Here is an 18,146-nt window from a genome sequence, read left to right as displayed (position 1 = left end):
AGAAAGAGGGATGCTGCTTTGCATGATCTTGATCGAAACGAAAGTAGAAAAAGAGGAACTTATGAATTTCCATTTGAATTTCATCATATTGACCCTGCCCATCCGCGCTATGTCATGTCTTATCACTGGCATGTGGAATATGAGCTTATGCGTGTTTTGGAAGGCACTCTCACCGTCACTTTAGACGAAAAAAGTTTCACTGCCAATGCCGGAGATATCATTTTTGTGCATAGCGGGATTCTTCACAGCGGAATGCCTCAGGATTGTGTCTATCAATGTCTTGTCTTTGACGGCAATACTTTTTTAAAGCACAATTCTGTCTGCGCCGGATATATGCAGAAGATCATACATCAGGAAGTGCTTGTTTATCACCATTTCACAAATGAAAGTCAGGAAGTCTGTGATACTGTAAACAGTATTTTTGATGCTGTCTGGCTGAAACCAGAGGGATATGAGCTGACAGTGATTGGACAATTTTACCACTTTTTTGGTATCGTTTTTGGTAAACATTACTATCTTGAAGATGTTCACAAAACACGCAAAGATTATAAAAGAATCCTGCAGCTAAAGCAGGTGCTTGAATTCATTGAACACAATTATGCCTCGCCGCTGACTTTACAGCAGCTGTCCGAATCCGTCTCTATGTCTCCTAAGTATTTCTGCAGATTTTTCTCAGAAATGACTCATCAGACACCTATGGATTACCTGAATCATCAACGGATCGAGCAAGCCTGCTACGAACTATCCACTACAGACGATTCAATTACAGAAATTGCCTACAGGAATGGTTTTAACGATCTCAGCTACTTTATCCGGACATTTAAAAAGTATAAGGGAATCACTCCCGGTAAATACAAGAGGATCTGAATTCACAGATCCTCCTTTTACTATCTCAAATATTCTGCCAGCTGATAAACCCTTTCTTTTGTAATACTGGCTCCTCTTCCAAATTCCACACTTTCCACTTCTTCATTTCGGAAACTGGAAAATCCTTCTTCCTGAGCTTCATTATAAAGTCCAATATAAGGAAGCTCCGCAGAGGCAGTTTTCATGTTCTAAGCCTGTCTCTCCAATGTTTCCACATCTGTCTGATCCTGGGCCCATACATTAAATGGAGCAGTCATCGCAAGCATACTGATCATACAAAATATTCCTGCTTTCTTTCCAGTTTTTCCCATTACCTTTCCTCCCTTACATCTTTTTTATATAAAACAAAGAGACCTGCACAGTTATCGTATGTACTAGCCTCTTTGTCAAAATTATATGTTTTTTTAACCCTTTAATAGCTTACACTTCTGCTCTGGGCACGTCCGTTGCTTACCATTACTCCATAGGAAGCTCTGTGTTTTCCCACTGTAAATCCAAACATGCAATATCTGCTTTTTATTTTTTTCAGAACCTTCTGCCCGGATCCACTAGGATTGCATCTCATTATATATGCTGTCTTAAGATCTTTACTTAATTTTGCATAATAAATTTTACGATCAATAAATTTTGGATCATACCCTTTTCCAAGAATTTTCACTTTTTTTGTGCGCAAATTATATATGCATATCGTTTTAGGTGAAATATCTGTAGGGAATATTGAATATCCTAGGGCATAGTTCCCATATCTTTTCAAAAGAAGCAGGTTATTTCTTTCTCTTTTAAAGCCACTCTTTCCAATCGTATAAGAATAAACTTTTATGTTATTACTTTCCTGATAATTAAAATAAAGTTTTTTTCCATAAGAAAATGCGTAACTCATGCCATAATACGAATAACCTGTTTTGGCAACTAATTTTTTTCCTTTAGAAGTCTGCTGATATAAGCATGCTTTCTCTCTGTAATCTTTTTTTCTATAAGTCTTCAGGTAAAAAGTACGACCGTTTGATCTTATTACTGTCGTATCATTTCCAGCATGCACTTCCATTGCCGGAGTTCCCAATGATACAACAAGGGCAACAGCCAACACTATTGTTAAAAATTTTTTGAAATAACTTTTAATTATATTTTTCTCTTTCATTTTCTCTTCCTTTCCAAAACCAAGCTACAATTACAATACTTCGTTCAAAACAGACAGTCCATACTCTGCCAGGCTATGGTCTTCCTCTCCGGTTCCTCCACTGATTCCCAGTCCTCCGATAATGGTATCGCCTACTTTCAGCGGTACGCCGCCTGCAAAGATAACGATTTTTCCATTATCCATCTTATCTACTCCATAAAAGGTTTCTCCCGGCTGTGCAAGCTTCGATAATTCCATAGTAGACATTTTTACTGCCACGGAAGTATATGCCTTTTTGGTTGCCACATCAAAGCTTACCAGAAAAGCTCCGTCCATTACATGGACTGCAACCGGATTTCCTTCGGGTCCACAGATGGCGATCACTGCCTTTTTCCCTCTGCGTTTTGCCTCTTCTTCAATCTTTTCGATCAGACGTTTTGCACTGTCCAGAGTGATCCTGCCCTGTACACCCATTCGCTTTAATACTTCCTGGATCACAGCCTCGCTGGCAGCCGGATTCTGATTCTGTTCCATGGATTTCTCCTCTTTTCTGTCGTTACCAGCCTCTGAAGCCGGTTTATCCATCTTCGCATCTGTATATCTTGCAAGCACATAAAGGTAATCTGCAAGACGATTCATAAAAATCTTTGCACCATTGTCCGCACCAAATTTTACGCTGACTGCTGCAAGGGCACGTTCGGCTCTTCGTGAAACTGTTCTGGCAATATCCAGCTCTGCTGAAAGTCTGCACTGACCGGGAAGGATAAATTCCTTAGGTCTCTGAAAGAGACCTTCCATGCGGTCAATCTCCTGTTCCAGAAATTCCTCCTCATGTTCCTCAATCTTATATTCTTTATTATAAGGATCTGCCACTCCTGCCATAACCGTGATCAGAATGCGCTGAATCTTTTCCAGCTGACGAATTGTCTCTTCATCTTTGATCATTGTTTTTACAAGTCCCAGATGGCTTGTCAGCTCGTCAATGGTTCCTACAAGCTGAATACGGTCGTCTGACTTGGAAACATTTTTTGTGCGTACCAGACTTGTCGTCCCTCTGTCACCGCCTTTTGTATAAATGCTCATAACGACATCTCCCCATTTTCTGTGTAAATCGGTTTAAACGGCATTTTTTTTACCGCTCTCGCACTGTTGCTCCCCAGATTCCTGCATTGCCAGAAACGGGGATTATTTAATTCAAATACATTTTTTCCTTTTGGAAGTCTTGCCATCTGCATGGCAATTCGCCGGCCATCCATTCCGATCCCGGATCCCAGCATGGAATCTTTTGCAGCCTCATAAGCAAGTGTATCCATGTCTCCTTTTCCGGAATGTACCTCATAAAGGACACCTTCTTCTTCAATTCCTGCACAGATTTCTCGAAGAAGATCTTCATCCGGGTCTCTGGTATATATGATAACAGTTGGTTTATTTACGATCATGTTTCCTCCCGAGCCCCTTCCAAATTAAAAAACCTGAATCTGTACGAACAGTATAACATACTTTTCAGTACAAATCATCATCTATTGGCTTAAATATGACATTAACAAACCTGTGGCAACTGCATTTCTCGGTCCTTCGGTTCCCCGGATACTTCCCCGTCCACAAACGATTCTGAAATCTGCAAGAGCTTCCGTCAGCATCTCCGGGATTTCAAAATCTTCGGCAGAGCCTCCTACCAGCACCACGTTTGGTATCTTTCTTAAATCATGATCCGGAGCGACTTTTTCCAGGGCACGGACAGCGTTTCGTACAAATACCTTACGCTTGGCTTCCCTGCGTACCTCCAGGATCTTTTCCATCGGAATATCTTCCTCCACCTTCAGCATTTCACCCGGTGCAAGAAGCACTACATGTCCATAATATCTTGGATCTATGGACTCCTCAAAAAACTGCATGGAACCATTTTCCAGCCTCATATGAAAAAGACTTTCTACCTTTCCCATCGGATATTTCTTGATCTGTTCCGCTGTGGTACGGCTTCCCAGTCCAAGTTCTGTCTGGATCAGCATGGTCACAAGCTCGCCTGCTCCTGCCTGATGTGTGGTGCGGACACTGCCGTCTGTTTCCAGTACTGCAGCATCTGTAGAGCCGCCGCCCATATCAAGGATAGCAAGAGGAAGTCTTGTTCCCGGTGTCGTCAGAGAGCCTAACGCTGCCATTACTGCTTCCACACCGGCTACCACTGCTTTTATATGAAGCTCCTGTTCCAGTCTTTCTGCAATCTTCTGCATAGGAAGATGCTTTGTTTTTACCATTGCGGCGATTCCCACCGCTTTTTCCATACAGGTCTCACCTGCCAGTGAGCCTGAAATTTCTACCGGAGCCATGGTATCTACTGCCAGAATATCTGTAATCCTTGCCTCATGGTCTGCCTCTGCAGCAACATCCGTCATACTTTTTTTGATACGGTTCAGCATATTTCCCACGTTGGTATCCTGCTGTCCGTCAATATCCCGGATTTCACCTGCTTTATGAAGACTATCCATGATCGTATCTGCTCCAGTATCGATATTCACACAGATTTCCTGCGTGCCGTGAAAATTAATCTCACCTGCAGGAAGAACATTTTCTCTGATATTTCCATTTGGTGTACGGATAACTACCGCACTTCTTTTACCGATCAGACTTTTGGCAATAGGGGTAACTGCCTTTGTCTCCTCTGCATTCAATCCCAATAGCGTGGCAATTCCATAAGGATTGCTCAGCATTCGTATTCCTGTTCCCGGAAGCGCTACCTCAATGGCGGCAAGCTTTTCCTCAGGCACTCGTTCTATATGACGTACTTCATCAATAATCGGAATGTTTCTGTTCAGGCGGTTTTCCACCAGAACAGCCTCATCTGCCTGAAGAATCAGTCCCCTGATATCCAATTCCGGAATATGCTGATTCAGCCTGGCTGCCACTTCTTCATAGGAAAACTTATTTGCTGCCACTGCTATATAGGGCACACCTGGTTTTCCTTTCCAGATATTTTCCAGATGGATCAGATATCCGGCAGCCTCTCCCGCTCCTGCCGGAGTAGAAGGATTATGGCCGATCATGGAAGATTCCGTAATAATAGTTTCCGTAATGGTCTCCATTGCCGTGTCACCAATCACAGGTGCAGCCTCATTTAGGCGCACTAAATCAAGAGCTTCTAAAGGCTGCCTGATTTGATCCATGGCCTCCTGAAGAGCCGCCTTAATACCATGAACATTAGGAAGCGTTCCTTTCGTTCCTGTGGTAATACGGGAAGCGGAGGAGAGGAAATGAAAACTTCCATCCTCTCCCACGCTGCCGATACATACTTCAGTTGTGGAATTTCCTATATCAACACCAGCAATCAGTTTCAAAGAAGAATTCCCCTTTTTTCATAAATTTCAGCTGCTTCCAGAACCAGCTTCGCACAATAAGGAGCATTGTATTTTTCAAGAAGCTCCTGTGCCATAAGCACAAGCTCTTTTTTAGTAGAACGGTTTGGTCTCAGCTTATTATACATTGTTAATATTACTTCATCCGGTACATTAGCAAGTTCTGAAGCTCTCTGGAAATTTGCTTCCATCTGAGGATTATCCGCTTCCTTTGCTACCTGTCCCTGACGTTTCAGCATTTCCGGAGATATCTTGATATCCTCTGCCTGTACGTTGCCTCTTTTTACCTCTTCCAGCGTAATATCAGAAAGCTTTTTGCCAGTTTTGGAGGTAATGGTATCCGCTTCATTCTGTCCTAAAGGATAGCTGCTCATTATCTTCCCTCCCATTCGATCATGCCTTTTTCCGGATCCAGCTGCTCAGTTTCCACAATATGCATAAGAGCCGCTTTCACCTGATATTTTGCACGTACCATAGGATCGTTGGTGCACTCGATCGGAGTTACCTTCTCTCCTTTTACATATCTGGCTGCATTTCGTCCGATCTTACGATAGGTTTCCAGATCCATAAGCGGTGCCTGAGGGAAAAGCTCCAGATTAGAAAGTGGATACAGATCTTTCTGATGGATCACTGTAGTTCCCTTTGACTGGATTCCGATCCCGATTCCGGAACCGGAAAGCTTAGCTGCCTGAAGTGCCATAAAGCATACATCAGAAGTATCCAGCACCTTTACTACACGGGATGTCATTCCCTCTTCCTCAATACCCGCTTTCACATTGCGAAGTACTTCATCCAGAGGAATTCCTCCCATAGTCTTATTAATCTCTGTCTGAAATGCTGCGCCCACACCGATCACAATCTCTTTTGGATCTGTTCCCTGGGCAGCACGTACCGCACCCTCATAAGAATGTTTCGGGCGCATCCTTGTTCTGCCTGCAAGTTCCTGTGTACTGGAAGGCTGCTGCATTTCTGCCTGTGTCTGGGGCTGTGCACCATTCTTATGCAACTGCTCCACCACTGCCTGAGTAATGGCTCGTATCAGCTGTTCATTTACTTCCATGGCACACCTCCTAAAATTCGTTTACATTGATCCTGTGAGGAATTGCTTTGATCTCCTCCCAGCGTTTGCCGGAAACGCGGTATCCGGTTCCCGGTCCCATATAGTCATTCGGAGTATTTACACCGGACATTACCTGGAAATGTTCATCCAGAATCGCCGCTGTGTGCATATAATCTCCGATCACTCTCTGTTTCAGCATATTCAGGATATTTTCTGCAAGCTCTGTATAACCGCTTTCTGCCAGAGCTTTTACAACATCAACTCCTGTAATGCCGCGTTTCATCATATCATCTGCAGACATCAGATCTGCCGCTGCATCGCGCTTCAGTGTATCCTTGCTTCCGTGTGCATAAGTTACTGCCTCTACCTGTTCGTCTGTTACCTCAGTAAGTCCAAGATATTTAAATACAGCCTGAACAGCTTTTCCAGCAGTACGGCGTACACGGATCACATCCTCTTCTGTAACCGGACGAAGACCACCGTCTACCTGCATATCTCTCTGCATCACATTATAGTCGTCAAAGTCCTCTGCATCAAAGTTGGATCCGGCAAACATGTTGTCGTAATTTGGCTCCGCCGCATATCCGGAAAAGATAAAGTCTGTTCCCGGCATAAACTGCAGCATAGTTCTTGCAGTCCTTCTCATATCTGAGTTGGAAAAGCTCTGGTCATTGGAGGAAGCGCATTCCAGTCCAAGAAGAGCTGCCACAAGGTTTTCACCAATAATCTCACGAATTCCTGCCGGAACTCCGGCTGCCACACCTACGCAGCTTACAGAACCGTTCTGGATTCCCTGACTTCCTGCTCCCTTTGTCACATAAAGGCAGCGGCACTCAAGATAAAGCATGGATTTCATCTCGCTGCTTCCCATCAGAACCTCACTGCCTGCGCCTGAAGTAAAACGAACCTTCAGACCTCTGGACGCATAGGCGGAATTCAAAAATGCCTTGGAATACGGAGTGTCATCTCCGTCGATAAATACTTTTTCTGTACCATATACGGAAAGAGTTTCTGCATATGTTGTGAGACCGCGGATTCCCAGCTCTAGTTCTGTTGCTTCTTCTGCGGAACACTGTGTAAGAACACCAGGACGTCCAACCTGAGAGCCGATCAGAAGAGCCATTGCACTGAACGGTGCATAACGTGCCACACCCATGGTGGTCTCCTCTTCACTGAAGCCTCTTAATGCTCCCTCAGCCGCATCTGCTGCGATCTGTACCGGATCATCTTTCAGATTCGTGATATGTGCCTGGTTGCCCGGCACTTTTCTGGCACGCATTTTCTGCATACCCATCATCATCTCAACCACATTCAGGCAGTTGATAACTTCTGCCATCTTCGCTGGTGTGATACCGGATACGATCTCAAGGATTTCCTTACGTGAAACGTGGATATCCACAATCATTCTTGCTATTTCCAGAGAAGAAACCGCCATAGACGCCTCTGCTCTGTCTGTACGGATCGCGTAATCTGCAATAAACTGATCCAGGAAATCAAAGTCATCTCTTTTCTTTCCATCCAGTTCTGTAATCACGCCATCTTCAATTTTTATGGAAGGTTCTGGATCATAAGGGCTGTGCATAGCCACAAAGCCCATCTCCGGCCATTCATCGATAAAACCGTCTTTATTCACTGCCCGGCGATCCAGCGCCTCTATTCTTTTCGATCTTTTCATAGTGTCTACCTTTTCAGAAAAGTCTTTTACAGCATCTGCTTTCCCTAATTAAAAGGACCACAGTTTTGTGTAAATTTTAATGATATCTTCCTTGGTTGGTACTCGTGGGTTCGTAGGCGTACATGCATCTGCAAGAGCTGCCTCCGCCATTTTTTCTACTGCCGCAAAGTACGCATCCGGTGTGATCGTGCCTATTTCCTGAATAGTAAGAGGAATGTTCATTTCTTTCAGCATAAACTGAATCCAGTTTACAAGAGAACGAACGCTCATCACCTTATTGTAATTACTCAGTCCCAGGATATGGGCGATATTTGCATATCTCTTCACTGCCGGAAGATATTCTTTCTGGCTTCTGCTGTGTTTGTTGATATTTGAGTTAAACTCTACAATATGAGGAAGCAGCATCGCATTTGCTCTTCCATGAGGAATATGGAACATAGCACCAAGCTGATGCGCCATACTGTGAGTGATTCCAAGTCCTGCCGTGTTAAAAGAAAGTCCTGCAAGACAGGATGCCACATGCATTTTCTGACGGGCATGCATATCCGTTCCATCCAGATAAGCTCTCAGAAGGAACACTCCGCAGATTTCAATAGATTTCTCTGCCAGTGCAGAAGAAAACTCATTATGGTCAAGGCTGACATAAGATTCCAGCGCATGAGTAAATACGTCCATTCCCGTATCCGCTGTAATAGACGGCGGAACACTTTTTACAAGTTCTGCGTCAAGAATTGCTTCATCTGCCGTCAGGCTGTCAGAAACAAGAGGATATTTCACTTTTGCTTCTGTATCATTGACTACTGCAAAAGAAGTTACCTCGGAACCTGTACCACTGGTTGTCGGAATAGCGATCAGCCCTACATCCGCATAGTGATTGATCTTCAGGGCAAATTCACGGATTGCCTTGGAAGAGTCAATAGCAGAACCGCCGCCTACCGCTACGATCACATCCGGCTGAAAGCTCAGAAACTTTTTAACACCGTCTGCAATCTTGTCTACAGGTGCGTCCGGAACTACATTGTGAAAAATGTCATAGTCCTTACCGCCTTTATGTAAAGGCTCTGTGATCAGATGAATCATATCGCTCTGTACAACAAAGGGGTCTGTAATGATCAGAACTCTCTGATACGGGATATCCTTCAGTCTGTCCAGTGCATTCTCGCCAAAATGAATGACTGTCTTCATCTCAAAAGTCTTCATATATGTTGCTCCTTTTCTATGGCTGTATCCGCGGATACCGGCATTCGATCCCCGCATCTGTAAAACATGCAAGCCACTTTTCGGAAGGCTTTTTGTCTGTTACAACCATATCTAAATCCCGCAGTTTCCCAGCTACGGAAAAAGCGGTCTGATCAAATTTTGTACTGTCAACAACCAGAATCTTTCTGCGCCCGGAGGTCAGCATGGCTTTCTTTGTGGTGCCAAAGGCTTCCTGAGATTCCATGATTCCCCATTCCTGATCCAGTGCCTTGCAGGAAAAGATCACCTTGTCCACATAATAGGACCGGATTGCCTCTTCTGTTCTGGATCCCAGAAATGCAAGATATCCTTCTTTCATAACACCACCGGTGGAAATGATGTTCCAGCCGGATACATCCGAAAGCTCGATCAGGATTTCCATAGAATTGGTGATCACAGTAAGTCTTTCTTTTTCCTTTAATGCCTTGGCAATAAATACTGCCGTAGTACTTGCATCAAGAAAAATGTGATCGCCATCCTGAACCAATGATGCAACTATATCCGCCATTTTCTGTTTACCGGCCACATTCTGGTTTTTTCGAATATTAAAGGGCAGGTCAATACTCACATTTTCATTGATGACAGCTCCGCCGTAGCTTTTTGTGGCAAGCCCTTCTTTTTCAAGCTTATCCAGATCCCGGCGTATGGTCTCCTCTGAAACATCATAGAGCTGGCTCAGCTCACTGACCACCACTCTTTTTTCTGTCTGAAGTTTCTCAAGGATAAGATTCCGTCTTTCTAATGCCAGCATTTTCCCGCCCCCTTTTGAGAACTTTATTTTTATAAAATAGAATCGATCATACGTTTATCCGGATGAGCGATTACTGAAGAATCAAGATACATGCCCTTTTCTGCAACATGCTCTTTTGCCTTCTGGATAGATGCCTCCACAGCAGAAACCTCTCCTGTGATCAGCATGAATGATTTTCCGCACATACCTTTTGCAATACGCAGTTCAATCACATCTACGATAGCTGTTTTTGCAGCCTGGTCTGCAGCCTCAATAATAGATGCCGCATCGTAAGTCTCTAAAATGCCCAGTGCACTGATGTCCTCGATCACAGTAGTTCCGTACATTGCCGGAAACAGAGATTCGTGAGGATTTCCCAGTACAAAACTGTCAATACATTTATCTTCATAAGTAGTAACCGCTGCGTCAACAGCCGCCTTTACCGCACTGAGATCACCAGTGATAATTGCAATATATTTGCCCGGACATACGGTCTGCGCCTCAACGATTTCTACGTCAGAGGTTTTTACCATGGCATCTGCTGCTGTGATGCCTGTGGCAGTGGTTTTAAATTCAATCATTCCGATTGCTTTACTCATTTTCTGCACGTCCTTTCTACTTTGCTGCAATTATGATGTAGCGGTCTGTTACTTCAGTTACTTTTCCACAGATACTTGCATGAATACCAACGCTTAATCCGTCAGCAGGTTTTGCAATCATCTGTCCTCTTGTTACTTCATCGCCTGTTTTCACAATTGCCTGTGCCGGAGCGCCGATATGCTGACTCAGAAGGATCTTAACCTTCGGAATAGATACCAGAGTTTCATCCAGCGGTGCGTCCTTATCGTATTTCGTAAGACCAAGGCGAGCCATCAGGCGTTCCTCAGGAACCTTACGATACTCTCGGGAAGGCTGTACCGGTACCGGCTCTACGCCCTGTGCCGGTCTGACTCCTGCTTTACGGAGTCCGTTTTTCATATCCAGAAGAAGTGTTCTGGGTGCCAGACTCTGTGGGCATGCATACATTTCGCATACACCGCAGGAACAGCAGAAATGAGAATCCAGGTACGGATTCAGGTCTCTGAAATCACCATTAGCTGCCGCTCTCATGAATCGAGCCGGGTCAATGGGATGTCCAAGATTATTTCTCGGGCAGAGGTCCGTACAGGAATTACACTGACAGCAGATAGATGCTGCCCTTTTCAGATCTATGGAAGAAGTTCTCTGCTTCTTCATTACAATGCAGTGATCCTTTGGAAGGACCAGAATCGCATTTGTTGTCTTTGTTACAGGATCGGAACCGCTGCCGATGCGGCCCATCATAGGTCCGCCGACAAAATATACGGCATCCTTGGTGGTAATTTCGCCTGCCTGTTCTACTACCTGATCAAGTGTACATCCAATCGGCACACGAACAGTTACAGGTTTGCTTACTTCTGCTACGACAGATACATATTTATCTGTAACAGGCATCTGTTTCTCCAGAGCACGATATACGTTATAGATAGTCTCTACGTTGAATACGATGACTCCCTGCTCAATGGGCAGCCCGCCTGGTCTTACCACACGTCCGGTAGCTTCATAGATCAGCACGACCTCATCGCCCATCGGGTAAACCTCATCAAGAAGATGAATCTTTACCTTCGGAAATTCCTCAATATGCTGCTGAAGTGCTTTGATCGTCTGCACATAAGATTTTTTGATGCCGATAATAGCGTCCTGAGCTCCAACAGTATCTGCAACAAGACTGAAGGTTTTCATAATTTCATATGCATGCTTTTCCAGTAACTGTCTGTGTAACTTCAGTAATGGCTCGCACTCTGCACAGTTCATGAGAATGGTGTCCGCTTTATCTGTAAGCTTTGCATATGTAGGAAATCCGGCTCCGCCGGCACCTGCCACACCATTGTCCTGCATTATTTTCTGTAATTCTTTGATTTCCATGGCGTTACTCCAATCCTGCACCGTCATCGATGATTCCGACTATCGCCGCATCAATAGGTGCTGTTTCTTCGCCGCAGCCGATTCTTGCTGCGCTTCCTTGTGCCACCAATACATACTCCCCGATCCCTGCTCCGATAATGTCGATCGCAACGATCTGGCTGAGGTCTGATTTCATATGATGCACCGGCTCTACAATCATAAATTTCTGTCCGATTAATTTTTCACTTTTCCGCGTAGATACTACGCTTCCAACTACTTTGCCTACAATCATGTGAGCCTCCGCATAAATATACTTCCTTATCCTCCTATGGGGATGCGGCCCAATAAATCTCTTAAGATCCTGTCATGTGCTGCATCCCCTGATATTGGAGGAATATTATTTTATAATAGTAACTGTATTGCCTGTGGCAATCTTTGCTGCATTTGCCTCATCGGTATCAATATGCATTTCCAGTGTAAAGCTGTCGTCTACACGAATCTTTACATGATTAAAGATTGTTCCGCGTTCGTTATCAGCCTTAACAGAAACGATATCTCCATCTTTCACACCTGCAGCCTGTGCATCCTTCGGAGACATGTGGATATGGCGCATTGCCACAATACATCCCTCTTTCAGATAAATAGCACCCTTCGGTCCTACAATGGCAACGGGAGCACTGCCTTTTACATCGCCGGATTCGCGAACCGGAACCTTCATACCCAGTTTGATGGCGTCTGTAGCAGATACCTCAACCTGAGATGCTTTGCGGACTGGTCCGAGAATTCTTACATTCTCAATGGCACGAAGCTTCAGTCCTACAATGGTCACTGTCTCATTTGATGCAAACTGACCGCCCATCAGCTCTTTTTTCTTTGTAAGCTGATATCCAGGTCCGAACAATGCTTCTACATGCTCCTGTGTCAGGTGGATATGCCTTGCGGAAACTCCGATGGGAACCATAAAGCCATCGCTTTTGTCCTCTTTCTGATTAATGGCATCAATGACCATTTTTGTAATCAGCTCAATATTATTCGTTTCCAAGATACACCTGCTTTCTGTATAAGATCCATTCATACCAGTTCAGCATGAATGGATCATACCGATACTGAATTATTTAAGAACCGGAAGAATCTTCTCAACATCTGTATGTGGTCTCGGAATTACATGTGTAGCTACCAGCTCTCCAAGTCTGGATGCTGCTGCGCTTCCGCTTTCTACTGCAGATTTAACCGCACCTACATCACCACGTACCATAACTGTTACAAGACCGGAACCGATTTTCTCTGTTCCTACAAGTGCAACGTTAGCTGCCTTGCACATCTGGTCTGCAGCTTCAATTGCTGCTGTAAGTCCTCTGGTCTCAACCATTCCTAATGCTTCCTGTGTCATGATTTTTTCCTCCTTATATGGATCATCCTATCAGGGATTCCTACCCCGAATTATTTTTCCGGCTGTTCAGCCGCTTCTTCTGTCTGCCCGGCAGACTTCTTTTTCCATCGGCTTGCGCTGAGCTCCACAAGCTTGACGATCTCCTCATGGGGCCGCGCGATCACTGCATAACTTGCCGGTTTCTTAATTGCCTTGGCTGCCGCTGTTTCAACAGCTTCGGTGACAGCCGACACATCACCCTGCACAATAAGAGTTACCAGTCGTCCGCCCAGCTTACGTTCCCATGACGCCAGCTCAACGTCTGCAGTTTTACACATGATGTCAAGGGCATCCATAGCCGCTACAACACCTGTGATCTCGATAAAACCATATGCTTTATTCACGAGCGAACTCCTTTATCTTTACTGATTAGATAGTCGGCAGAATTTTTTCTACATCTGTGTGAGGTCTCGGAATTACATGTGTAGCTACCAGCTCTCCAAGTCTGGATGCTGCTGCGCTTCCACTCTCTACTGCAGCCTTAACAGCTCCAACATCTCCGCGAACCATAACAGTTACAAGACCGGATCCGATCTTCTCTGTTCCTACAAGTGCAACCTCTGCTGCTTTTGTCATAGCATCTGCTGCCTCGATTGCAGCGGTAAGTCCTCTTGTCTCTACCATTCCTAATGCTTCCTGTGCCATTTTATTTCTCCTCCTGAATCAAGTTTCTATCGTTGGATCTATGCTTTGTCAGTCCTTATCCAGGGCACTGATCTTCAGCATTTTTTCCGTTCCCTCTTCAGGGTTCGGAATAATATAGTGCTGTACCACACCAGTCATCCGGTTCGCTACTTCCATTCCGGTTTCAACGGCTGCCGTTACATCCGTCACACTTCCGCGGAATTTAATGCATACCAGAAGCGGTACTGGCAGGCTGTCTGCATTGGCAGGCTTATTCTTATCGAAAACCTCCAGGCGGACATTGGCTGCCTTACAGCCGGCATCTGCCGCTACAAAGGCTGTGGCCAGCCCAAATACTTCCAGAATTCCTACAGCTTCTGCCATTTTGCTTCTCCTTTATTATCCGGATTATTTATTAACAATCGCAATCTTCAGACCTGTCATTGCAAGGTTTGTCTCAAGCGCTTCATTAATCTCCTCGAGAGGATATTTATGAGTGATCAGCTCAGACATCGGAAGTCCGATTGCTTTTGCTCTCTTAAGGAAATCAAATGTAGTTGCGTAATCTCTCAGGTTGTATACCCAGGAGCCAACCAGATTGATCTCTTTGGAGCAGAGGTCGAAATGCGGGTTGATCTGTGCATCTCCGCCATTGATGAAGAAGCCAAGCTCGCAAAGACCGCCACCGTTGCGGATAAATTTGTAGATATTTGCATGTGCTTTCGGATTTCCTGTGCACTGGAATGCAAAGTCTGCAAGATGTCCGCCAAAAGCAGCCTCTACAGCAGCTGTCAGAGCTTCAATTCCCTGATGCTCCATAAAGTTTACAGATACAGATGCGCCCATTCTCTTTGCAAATTCAAGACGCTGCTCATTTCCGTCTACTGCACAGATATTTTCGATACCCATAGTACGAAGAACTGCGATACAGATCAGACCGATTGGTCCGCATCCCTGAACAACAACTCTGCTGTTGAATTTCAGGATACCTGTTGTTTTTGCTCTCTCTACTGCATGGATCAGAACTGCACATGGCTCGATGAGGATACGGGAATCCAGATCCAGATCACTTACGTTAAAGAAAGTGGAACCGAATTTTCCGCCTCTGATAAAGATGTAGTCAGCAAACCAACCATTGAATTTTACATCATCATCCGGAAGAAGTCCATATACATCTGCGCCGCCTACGTTTTTCTTATTCAGGTCAAACATTGTGATCTCAGGATCATCCTTGAAGATCATACAGGTAACAACCTTGTCACCAACCTGAACCGGTTTGCCGGCTGTATCAACCTTTACGTTTTTACCCATTGCAACGATCTCACCTGTTCCCTCATGTCCAAGGACTACCGGGATCAGACCAAACGGATCGTTTTTGTATTCATGAGCATCTGTTCCGCAGACACCGCATCCCTCAACCTTAACAAGGATGTCGTCATCTCCAAGTTCCGGAAGCGGATACTCCTGAAGTTCAAAGTGTTTTTTCTCGGTCATCATTGCAACTCTTGCAGTTTTCGGAATTCCACCGTTTGCTGCTGGAGCAGCCGGAGCAGAAGCAGCTGCCGGAGCTTCTCCTTTTCCTGTCATGCCGGAAAGAACCTGTTTTACAATTTCTTCAATATTTACATTGTTCATATCCATTGTTCTATTCCTCCTGATTAACGAATGCAAAGGCTGTCAGACATTACGCAGCGTCTTCTCTTTGTAAAGGTGCTTGCGCTTGTAAGACCTTCTCCTGTACGGCTTGCAATAGTAAATGTACAGTAGCCCTCTCCTCCAAATCCAAGTGCGGAATAGGATGGACCGTTCTTTACAAGGATTGCAGTGTCGATCGCTTTTGCATATTTTGTGATATTGTCAACGTTCTTGGAGTGGATATGTGCGGAGTGGCGGTTGCCGTGCTCCAGCCATACAGCCTGCTCAACAGCGTCGTCAAAATCTTTTGCTCTTACAACACCAAGGATCGGCATCATAAGCTCTTCAGCAATAAGCGGATGCTCCTTCGGTCCTTCAAAAGTAATGCAGCGGATATTTGCCGGTACATTTACTCCGATCATGGAAAGAAGTGTTCTTGCATCTCTTCCTACACATTTACGGTTCAGTCTGCCGCCTGCCAGAACAACCTCTGTCAGCTTGTCCTGTTCTTCCTTGGAAGCAAGATAGCAGTCATTTTCTGTAACCATATAATGCATCAGTTCATCTACTACTGAAGATACTGCAACGATTTCTTTCTCTGCAATGCAGGGAAGGTTATTATCGAATGTACATCCGTTTACGATGTCTCTTGCAGCCTTACGGATATCAGCAGTCTCATCTACAAGTGCCGGCGGATTACCTGCACCTGCGCCGATTCCTCTCTTACCTGAAGAAAGGACTGCTGTTACAACACCCGGACCACCTGTTGCAGCGATCAGCGGGATATCTTTATGTTTCATCATGATATCGCTTGTTTCCAGAGTAGGTTTCTCTACTGTAACTGCGATATTATCCGGACCACCAACTTCCAGAGATGCCTCATTCAGAAGGTTGATCGCATAGATAGATGTTTTAATAGCAGCCGGATGCGGGTTGAATACAACAGTATTTCCGCCTGCCAGCATTCCTATTGTATTACAGAGAACTGTTTCACTGGGGTTTGTACATGGTGTAATCGCACCGATCACTCCAAACGGTCCCATTTCGATCAGAGTAAGACCTCTGTCTCCGGACCATGCTGTAGTGGTGATATCTTCGGTACCAGGAGTCTTGTCTGCAACAAGATGATGTTTCAGGATCTTGTCGCCAACATTACCCATGCCGGTCTCTTCCACACCCATGCGTGCAAGAACCTCTGCATTTTCTTTGATCTTTTTACGGATACGGGTAATGATCTTTTCTCTCTGATCCATGGACATTCTCTTTACGATAAGTTCTGACTTCTTAGCAGCCTCGATCGCATCGTTCATATCCTTAAAAACGCCATGTTTTCCGGCAGGAGCATCAGCAATCTGCATTTTTGCCATAACTTCCTGTACAATTTCCTGTACCATATTCTCACTTATTGGCATGAGATTGACCTCCTTAATTCATTACGTCAAAAATTATTTCATTCCAAGCTGTGCCATTACCTGTTTTGTGATGTTTGCGATAAGTTCAGCATCTGCTTCCTGTGCTTCCGGAGCATGTGCTACCATACATCCACCGCAGTTGTGGCAGTTCAGGCCGTCTTTGTTCAGGCAGAGATCTGCCGGATGTTTGCCCGGGAGACCCATTTTTCTTCTGATCTCGTACAGTTTTTCGATAGTCTCTTTGTCGAATTCCTTCGGTCCGCCAAGAAGCTTGCTCTGATACAGAAGCTGTGCATAAAACTCAACAGATTCCATCTTCATGTAAGCAGCGTTCAGGTCTGTAGACCATGTCAGAGCACCATGGCTCTCAAGAAGAACTGCATCGAAATATGGAAGATATTTCTCAAGTCTGTCCGGAATCTCCATTGTAGAAGGTGTGCCATACTCAGCGATCGGAACGCATCCAAGTGCGATAACTGCCTCCGGCATGATCGGCTGTGTAAGCGGAATACCTGCAATTGCAAAAGAAGTAGCATATACAGGATGAGCATGTACAACAGATCCTACATCCGGTCTCTTCTGATATACTCTCATATGCATTTTGATCTCAGAAGATGGTTTGAATCCCGGGTTAGCCTGGATCACATTACCTTCTGCGTCTACTTTACAGATATACTCCGGTGTCATGAATCCTTTGGATACACCTGTCGGGGTGCAAAGGAATTCATTGTCATTCAGTTTTACGGAAATATTTCCGTCGTTTGCAGCTACCATGTTGCGGTTGTAGATACGTCTTCCGATGTCACAAATCTGTTTTTTGATTTCAAACTCGTTTACCATGCTTTTTTCCTCCTTAAGCAATTTGGTTTCATTTTTATTTATAAGGAGATTCTACTCCTTATTCACAGGATTGTCAAGGGAATCTTGTTGATTCATGTTGATTCTATCGGTTTTATGTTGTTGTTTTTGTTGTGTTTCTATTTTTTGTCATTTTCTGAAAAAACATACAATTGTGTAACCCCTTATAATTAAGGGCACTGAAAAAGTCTGATTCTAAAAAAGAATTGGGCTTTTTTATTATTTCC

General features: G+C 44.6%; 23 protein-coding genes. 1 reads left to right on the top strand and 22 read right to left on the bottom strand.

Translation table 11 applies throughout. The features are described 5' to 3' along the window. Nucleotides 1-867: AraC family transcriptional regulator (locus RDS42_RS04870; RefSeq protein WP_308782652.1), on the top strand; the 867-nt coding region annotated here is incomplete at its 5' end. 20 nt (nt 868-887) lie between these two features. Here RDS42_RS04870 and RDS42_RS04865 read toward each other — a convergent pair. The 22 genes from RDS42_RS04865 to RDS42_RS04760 all read right to left on the bottom strand — a co-directional run bounded on the left by RDS42_RS04865 (nt 888) and on the right by RDS42_RS04760 (nt 17,901). Further along, on the bottom strand, nt 888-1,052 hold the full coding sequence (locus tag RDS42_RS04865; protein WP_308782651.1) for a hypothetical protein: 165 nt from the start codon (nt 1,050-1,052) through the stop codon (nt 888-890). Nucleotides 1,053-1,055: 3 nt separating this feature from the next. Then, complete coding sequence (locus RDS42_RS04860) at nt 1,056-1,178, bottom strand: hypothetical protein (protein ID WP_308782650.1); 123 nt, start codon at nt 1,176-1,178, stop codon at nt 1,056-1,058. Nucleotides 1,179-1,279: 101 nt separating this feature from the next. Then, nucleotides 1,280-2,005 (bottom strand): hypothetical protein, encoded by a 726-nt coding sequence (locus RDS42_RS04855; protein WP_308782649.1) that lies wholly within the window; start codon nt 2,003-2,005, stop codon nt 1,280-1,282. Nucleotides 2,006-2,035: 30 nt separating this feature from the next. Then, a complete protein-coding gene (locus RDS42_RS04850) occupies nt 2,036-3,067 on the bottom strand; it encodes a cob(I)yrinic acid a,c-diamide adenosyltransferase (protein WP_308782648.1) in 1,032 nt (343 codons plus the stop codon). Further along, a complete protein-coding gene (locus tag RDS42_RS04845; protein WP_308782647.1) occupies nt 3,064-3,423 on the bottom strand; it encodes a glycerol dehydratase reactivase beta/small subunit family protein in 360 nt (119 codons plus the stop codon). The genes RDS42_RS04850 and RDS42_RS04845 overlap by 4 nt, the downstream gene beginning before the upstream one ends. An 81-nt stretch (nt 3,424-3,504) precedes the next feature. After that, nucleotides 3,505-5,316 (bottom strand): diol dehydratase reactivase subunit alpha, encoded by a 1,812-nt coding sequence (locus RDS42_RS04840; RefSeq protein WP_308782646.1) that lies wholly within the window; start codon nt 5,314-5,316, stop codon nt 3,505-3,507. After that, nucleotides 5,313-5,708, bottom strand: coding sequence for a diol dehydratase small subunit (locus RDS42_RS04835; RefSeq protein ID WP_308782645.1), 396 nt, complete (start codon nt 5,706-5,708; stop codon nt 5,313-5,315). The genes RDS42_RS04840 and RDS42_RS04835 overlap by 4 nt, the downstream gene beginning before the upstream one ends. Then, nucleotides 5,708-6,394, bottom strand: a complete 687-nt coding sequence (locus tag RDS42_RS04830) for a propanediol/glycerol family dehydratase medium subunit (RefSeq protein WP_308782644.1) — start codon at nt 6,392-6,394, stop codon at nt 5,708-5,710. The genes RDS42_RS04835 and RDS42_RS04830 overlap by 1 nt, the downstream gene beginning before the upstream one ends. A 10-nt stretch (nt 6,395-6,404) precedes the next feature. Continuing rightward, nucleotides 6,405-8,069: a propanediol/glycerol family dehydratase large subunit gene (locus RDS42_RS04825; protein ID WP_308782643.1), complete on the bottom strand. Its 1,665-nt coding sequence runs from the start codon at nt 8,067-8,069 to the stop codon at nt 6,405-6,407. Nucleotides 8,070-8,117: 48 nt separating this feature from the next. Then, a complete protein-coding gene (locus RDS42_RS04820) occupies nt 8,118-9,269 on the bottom strand; it encodes a 1-propanol dehydrogenase PduQ (RefSeq protein WP_308782642.1) in 1,152 nt (383 codons plus the stop codon). 16 nt (nt 9,270-9,285) lie between these two features. Further along, complete coding sequence (locus RDS42_RS04815; protein WP_308782641.1) at nt 9,286-10,059, bottom strand: DeoR/GlpR family DNA-binding transcription regulator; 774 nt, start codon at nt 10,057-10,059, stop codon at nt 9,286-9,288. 29 nt (nt 10,060-10,088) lie between these two features. After that, a complete protein-coding gene (locus RDS42_RS04810) occupies nt 10,089-10,637 on the bottom strand; it encodes a BMC domain-containing protein (protein ID WP_308782640.1) in 549 nt (182 codons plus the stop codon). Between the two features lie 16 nt (nt 10,638-10,653). Beyond that, complete coding sequence (locus tag RDS42_RS04805; RefSeq protein ID WP_308782639.1) at nt 10,654-11,982, bottom strand: 4Fe-4S dicluster domain-containing protein; 1,329 nt, start codon at nt 11,980-11,982, stop codon at nt 10,654-10,656. Between the two features lie 4 nt (nt 11,983-11,986). Then, nucleotides 11,987-12,253 (bottom strand): EutN/CcmL family microcompartment protein, encoded by a 267-nt coding sequence (locus tag RDS42_RS04800; protein WP_308782638.1) that lies wholly within the window; start codon nt 12,251-12,253, stop codon nt 11,987-11,989. Nucleotides 12,254-12,358: 105 nt separating this feature from the next. After that, the gene (gene pduL, locus RDS42_RS04795; protein WP_308782637.1) at nt 12,359-13,003 is read right to left on the bottom strand and encodes a phosphate propanoyltransferase; all 645 of its coding nucleotides are present in this window, start codon (nt 13,001-13,003) and stop codon (nt 12,359-12,361) included. Nucleotides 13,004-13,072: 69 nt separating this feature from the next. Further along, nucleotides 13,073-13,351, bottom strand: coding sequence for a BMC domain-containing protein (locus RDS42_RS04790; protein ID WP_005427721.1), 279 nt, complete (start codon nt 13,349-13,351; stop codon nt 13,073-13,075). Between the two features lie 50 nt (nt 13,352-13,401). Next, complete coding sequence (locus RDS42_RS04785) at nt 13,402-13,734, bottom strand: BMC domain-containing protein (RefSeq protein WP_308782636.1); 333 nt, start codon at nt 13,732-13,734, stop codon at nt 13,402-13,404. Between the two features lie 25 nt (nt 13,735-13,759). Continuing rightward, nucleotides 13,760-14,035 (bottom strand): BMC domain-containing protein, encoded by a 276-nt coding sequence (locus RDS42_RS04780; RefSeq protein WP_177296592.1) that lies wholly within the window; start codon nt 14,033-14,035, stop codon nt 13,760-13,762. Nucleotides 14,036-14,083: 48 nt separating this feature from the next. Further along, nucleotides 14,084-14,398 (bottom strand): BMC domain-containing protein, encoded by a 315-nt coding sequence (locus RDS42_RS04775; RefSeq protein WP_156352344.1) that lies wholly within the window; start codon nt 14,396-14,398, stop codon nt 14,084-14,086. Nucleotides 14,399-14,422: 24 nt separating this feature from the next. Continuing rightward, nucleotides 14,423-15,655: a zinc-binding dehydrogenase gene (locus RDS42_RS04770; protein WP_308782635.1), complete on the bottom strand. Its 1,233-nt coding sequence runs from the start codon at nt 15,653-15,655 to the stop codon at nt 14,423-14,425. Nucleotides 15,656-15,672: 17 nt separating this feature from the next. After that, nucleotides 15,673-17,061, bottom strand: coding sequence for an aldehyde dehydrogenase EutE (locus tag RDS42_RS04765; RefSeq protein WP_308782634.1), 1,389 nt, complete (start codon nt 17,059-17,061; stop codon nt 15,673-15,675). 33 nt (nt 17,062-17,094) lie between these two features. Continuing rightward, on the bottom strand, nt 17,095-17,901 hold the full coding sequence (locus RDS42_RS04760; protein ID WP_308782633.1) for a class II aldolase/adducin family protein: 807 nt from the start codon (nt 17,899-17,901) through the stop codon (nt 17,095-17,097). Nucleotides 17,902-18,146 lie beyond the last annotated feature (245 nt).

It is taken from the genome of uncultured Blautia sp. (assembly GCF_902497045.1).
In the GTDB taxonomy this organism is placed as follows: domain Bacteria; phylum Bacillota; class Clostridia; order Lachnospirales; family Lachnospiraceae; genus Blautia_A.
The sequence above is the reverse complement of the archived record's forward strand: the minus strand, read 5'-3'. Positions and strand labels throughout refer to the sequence as shown.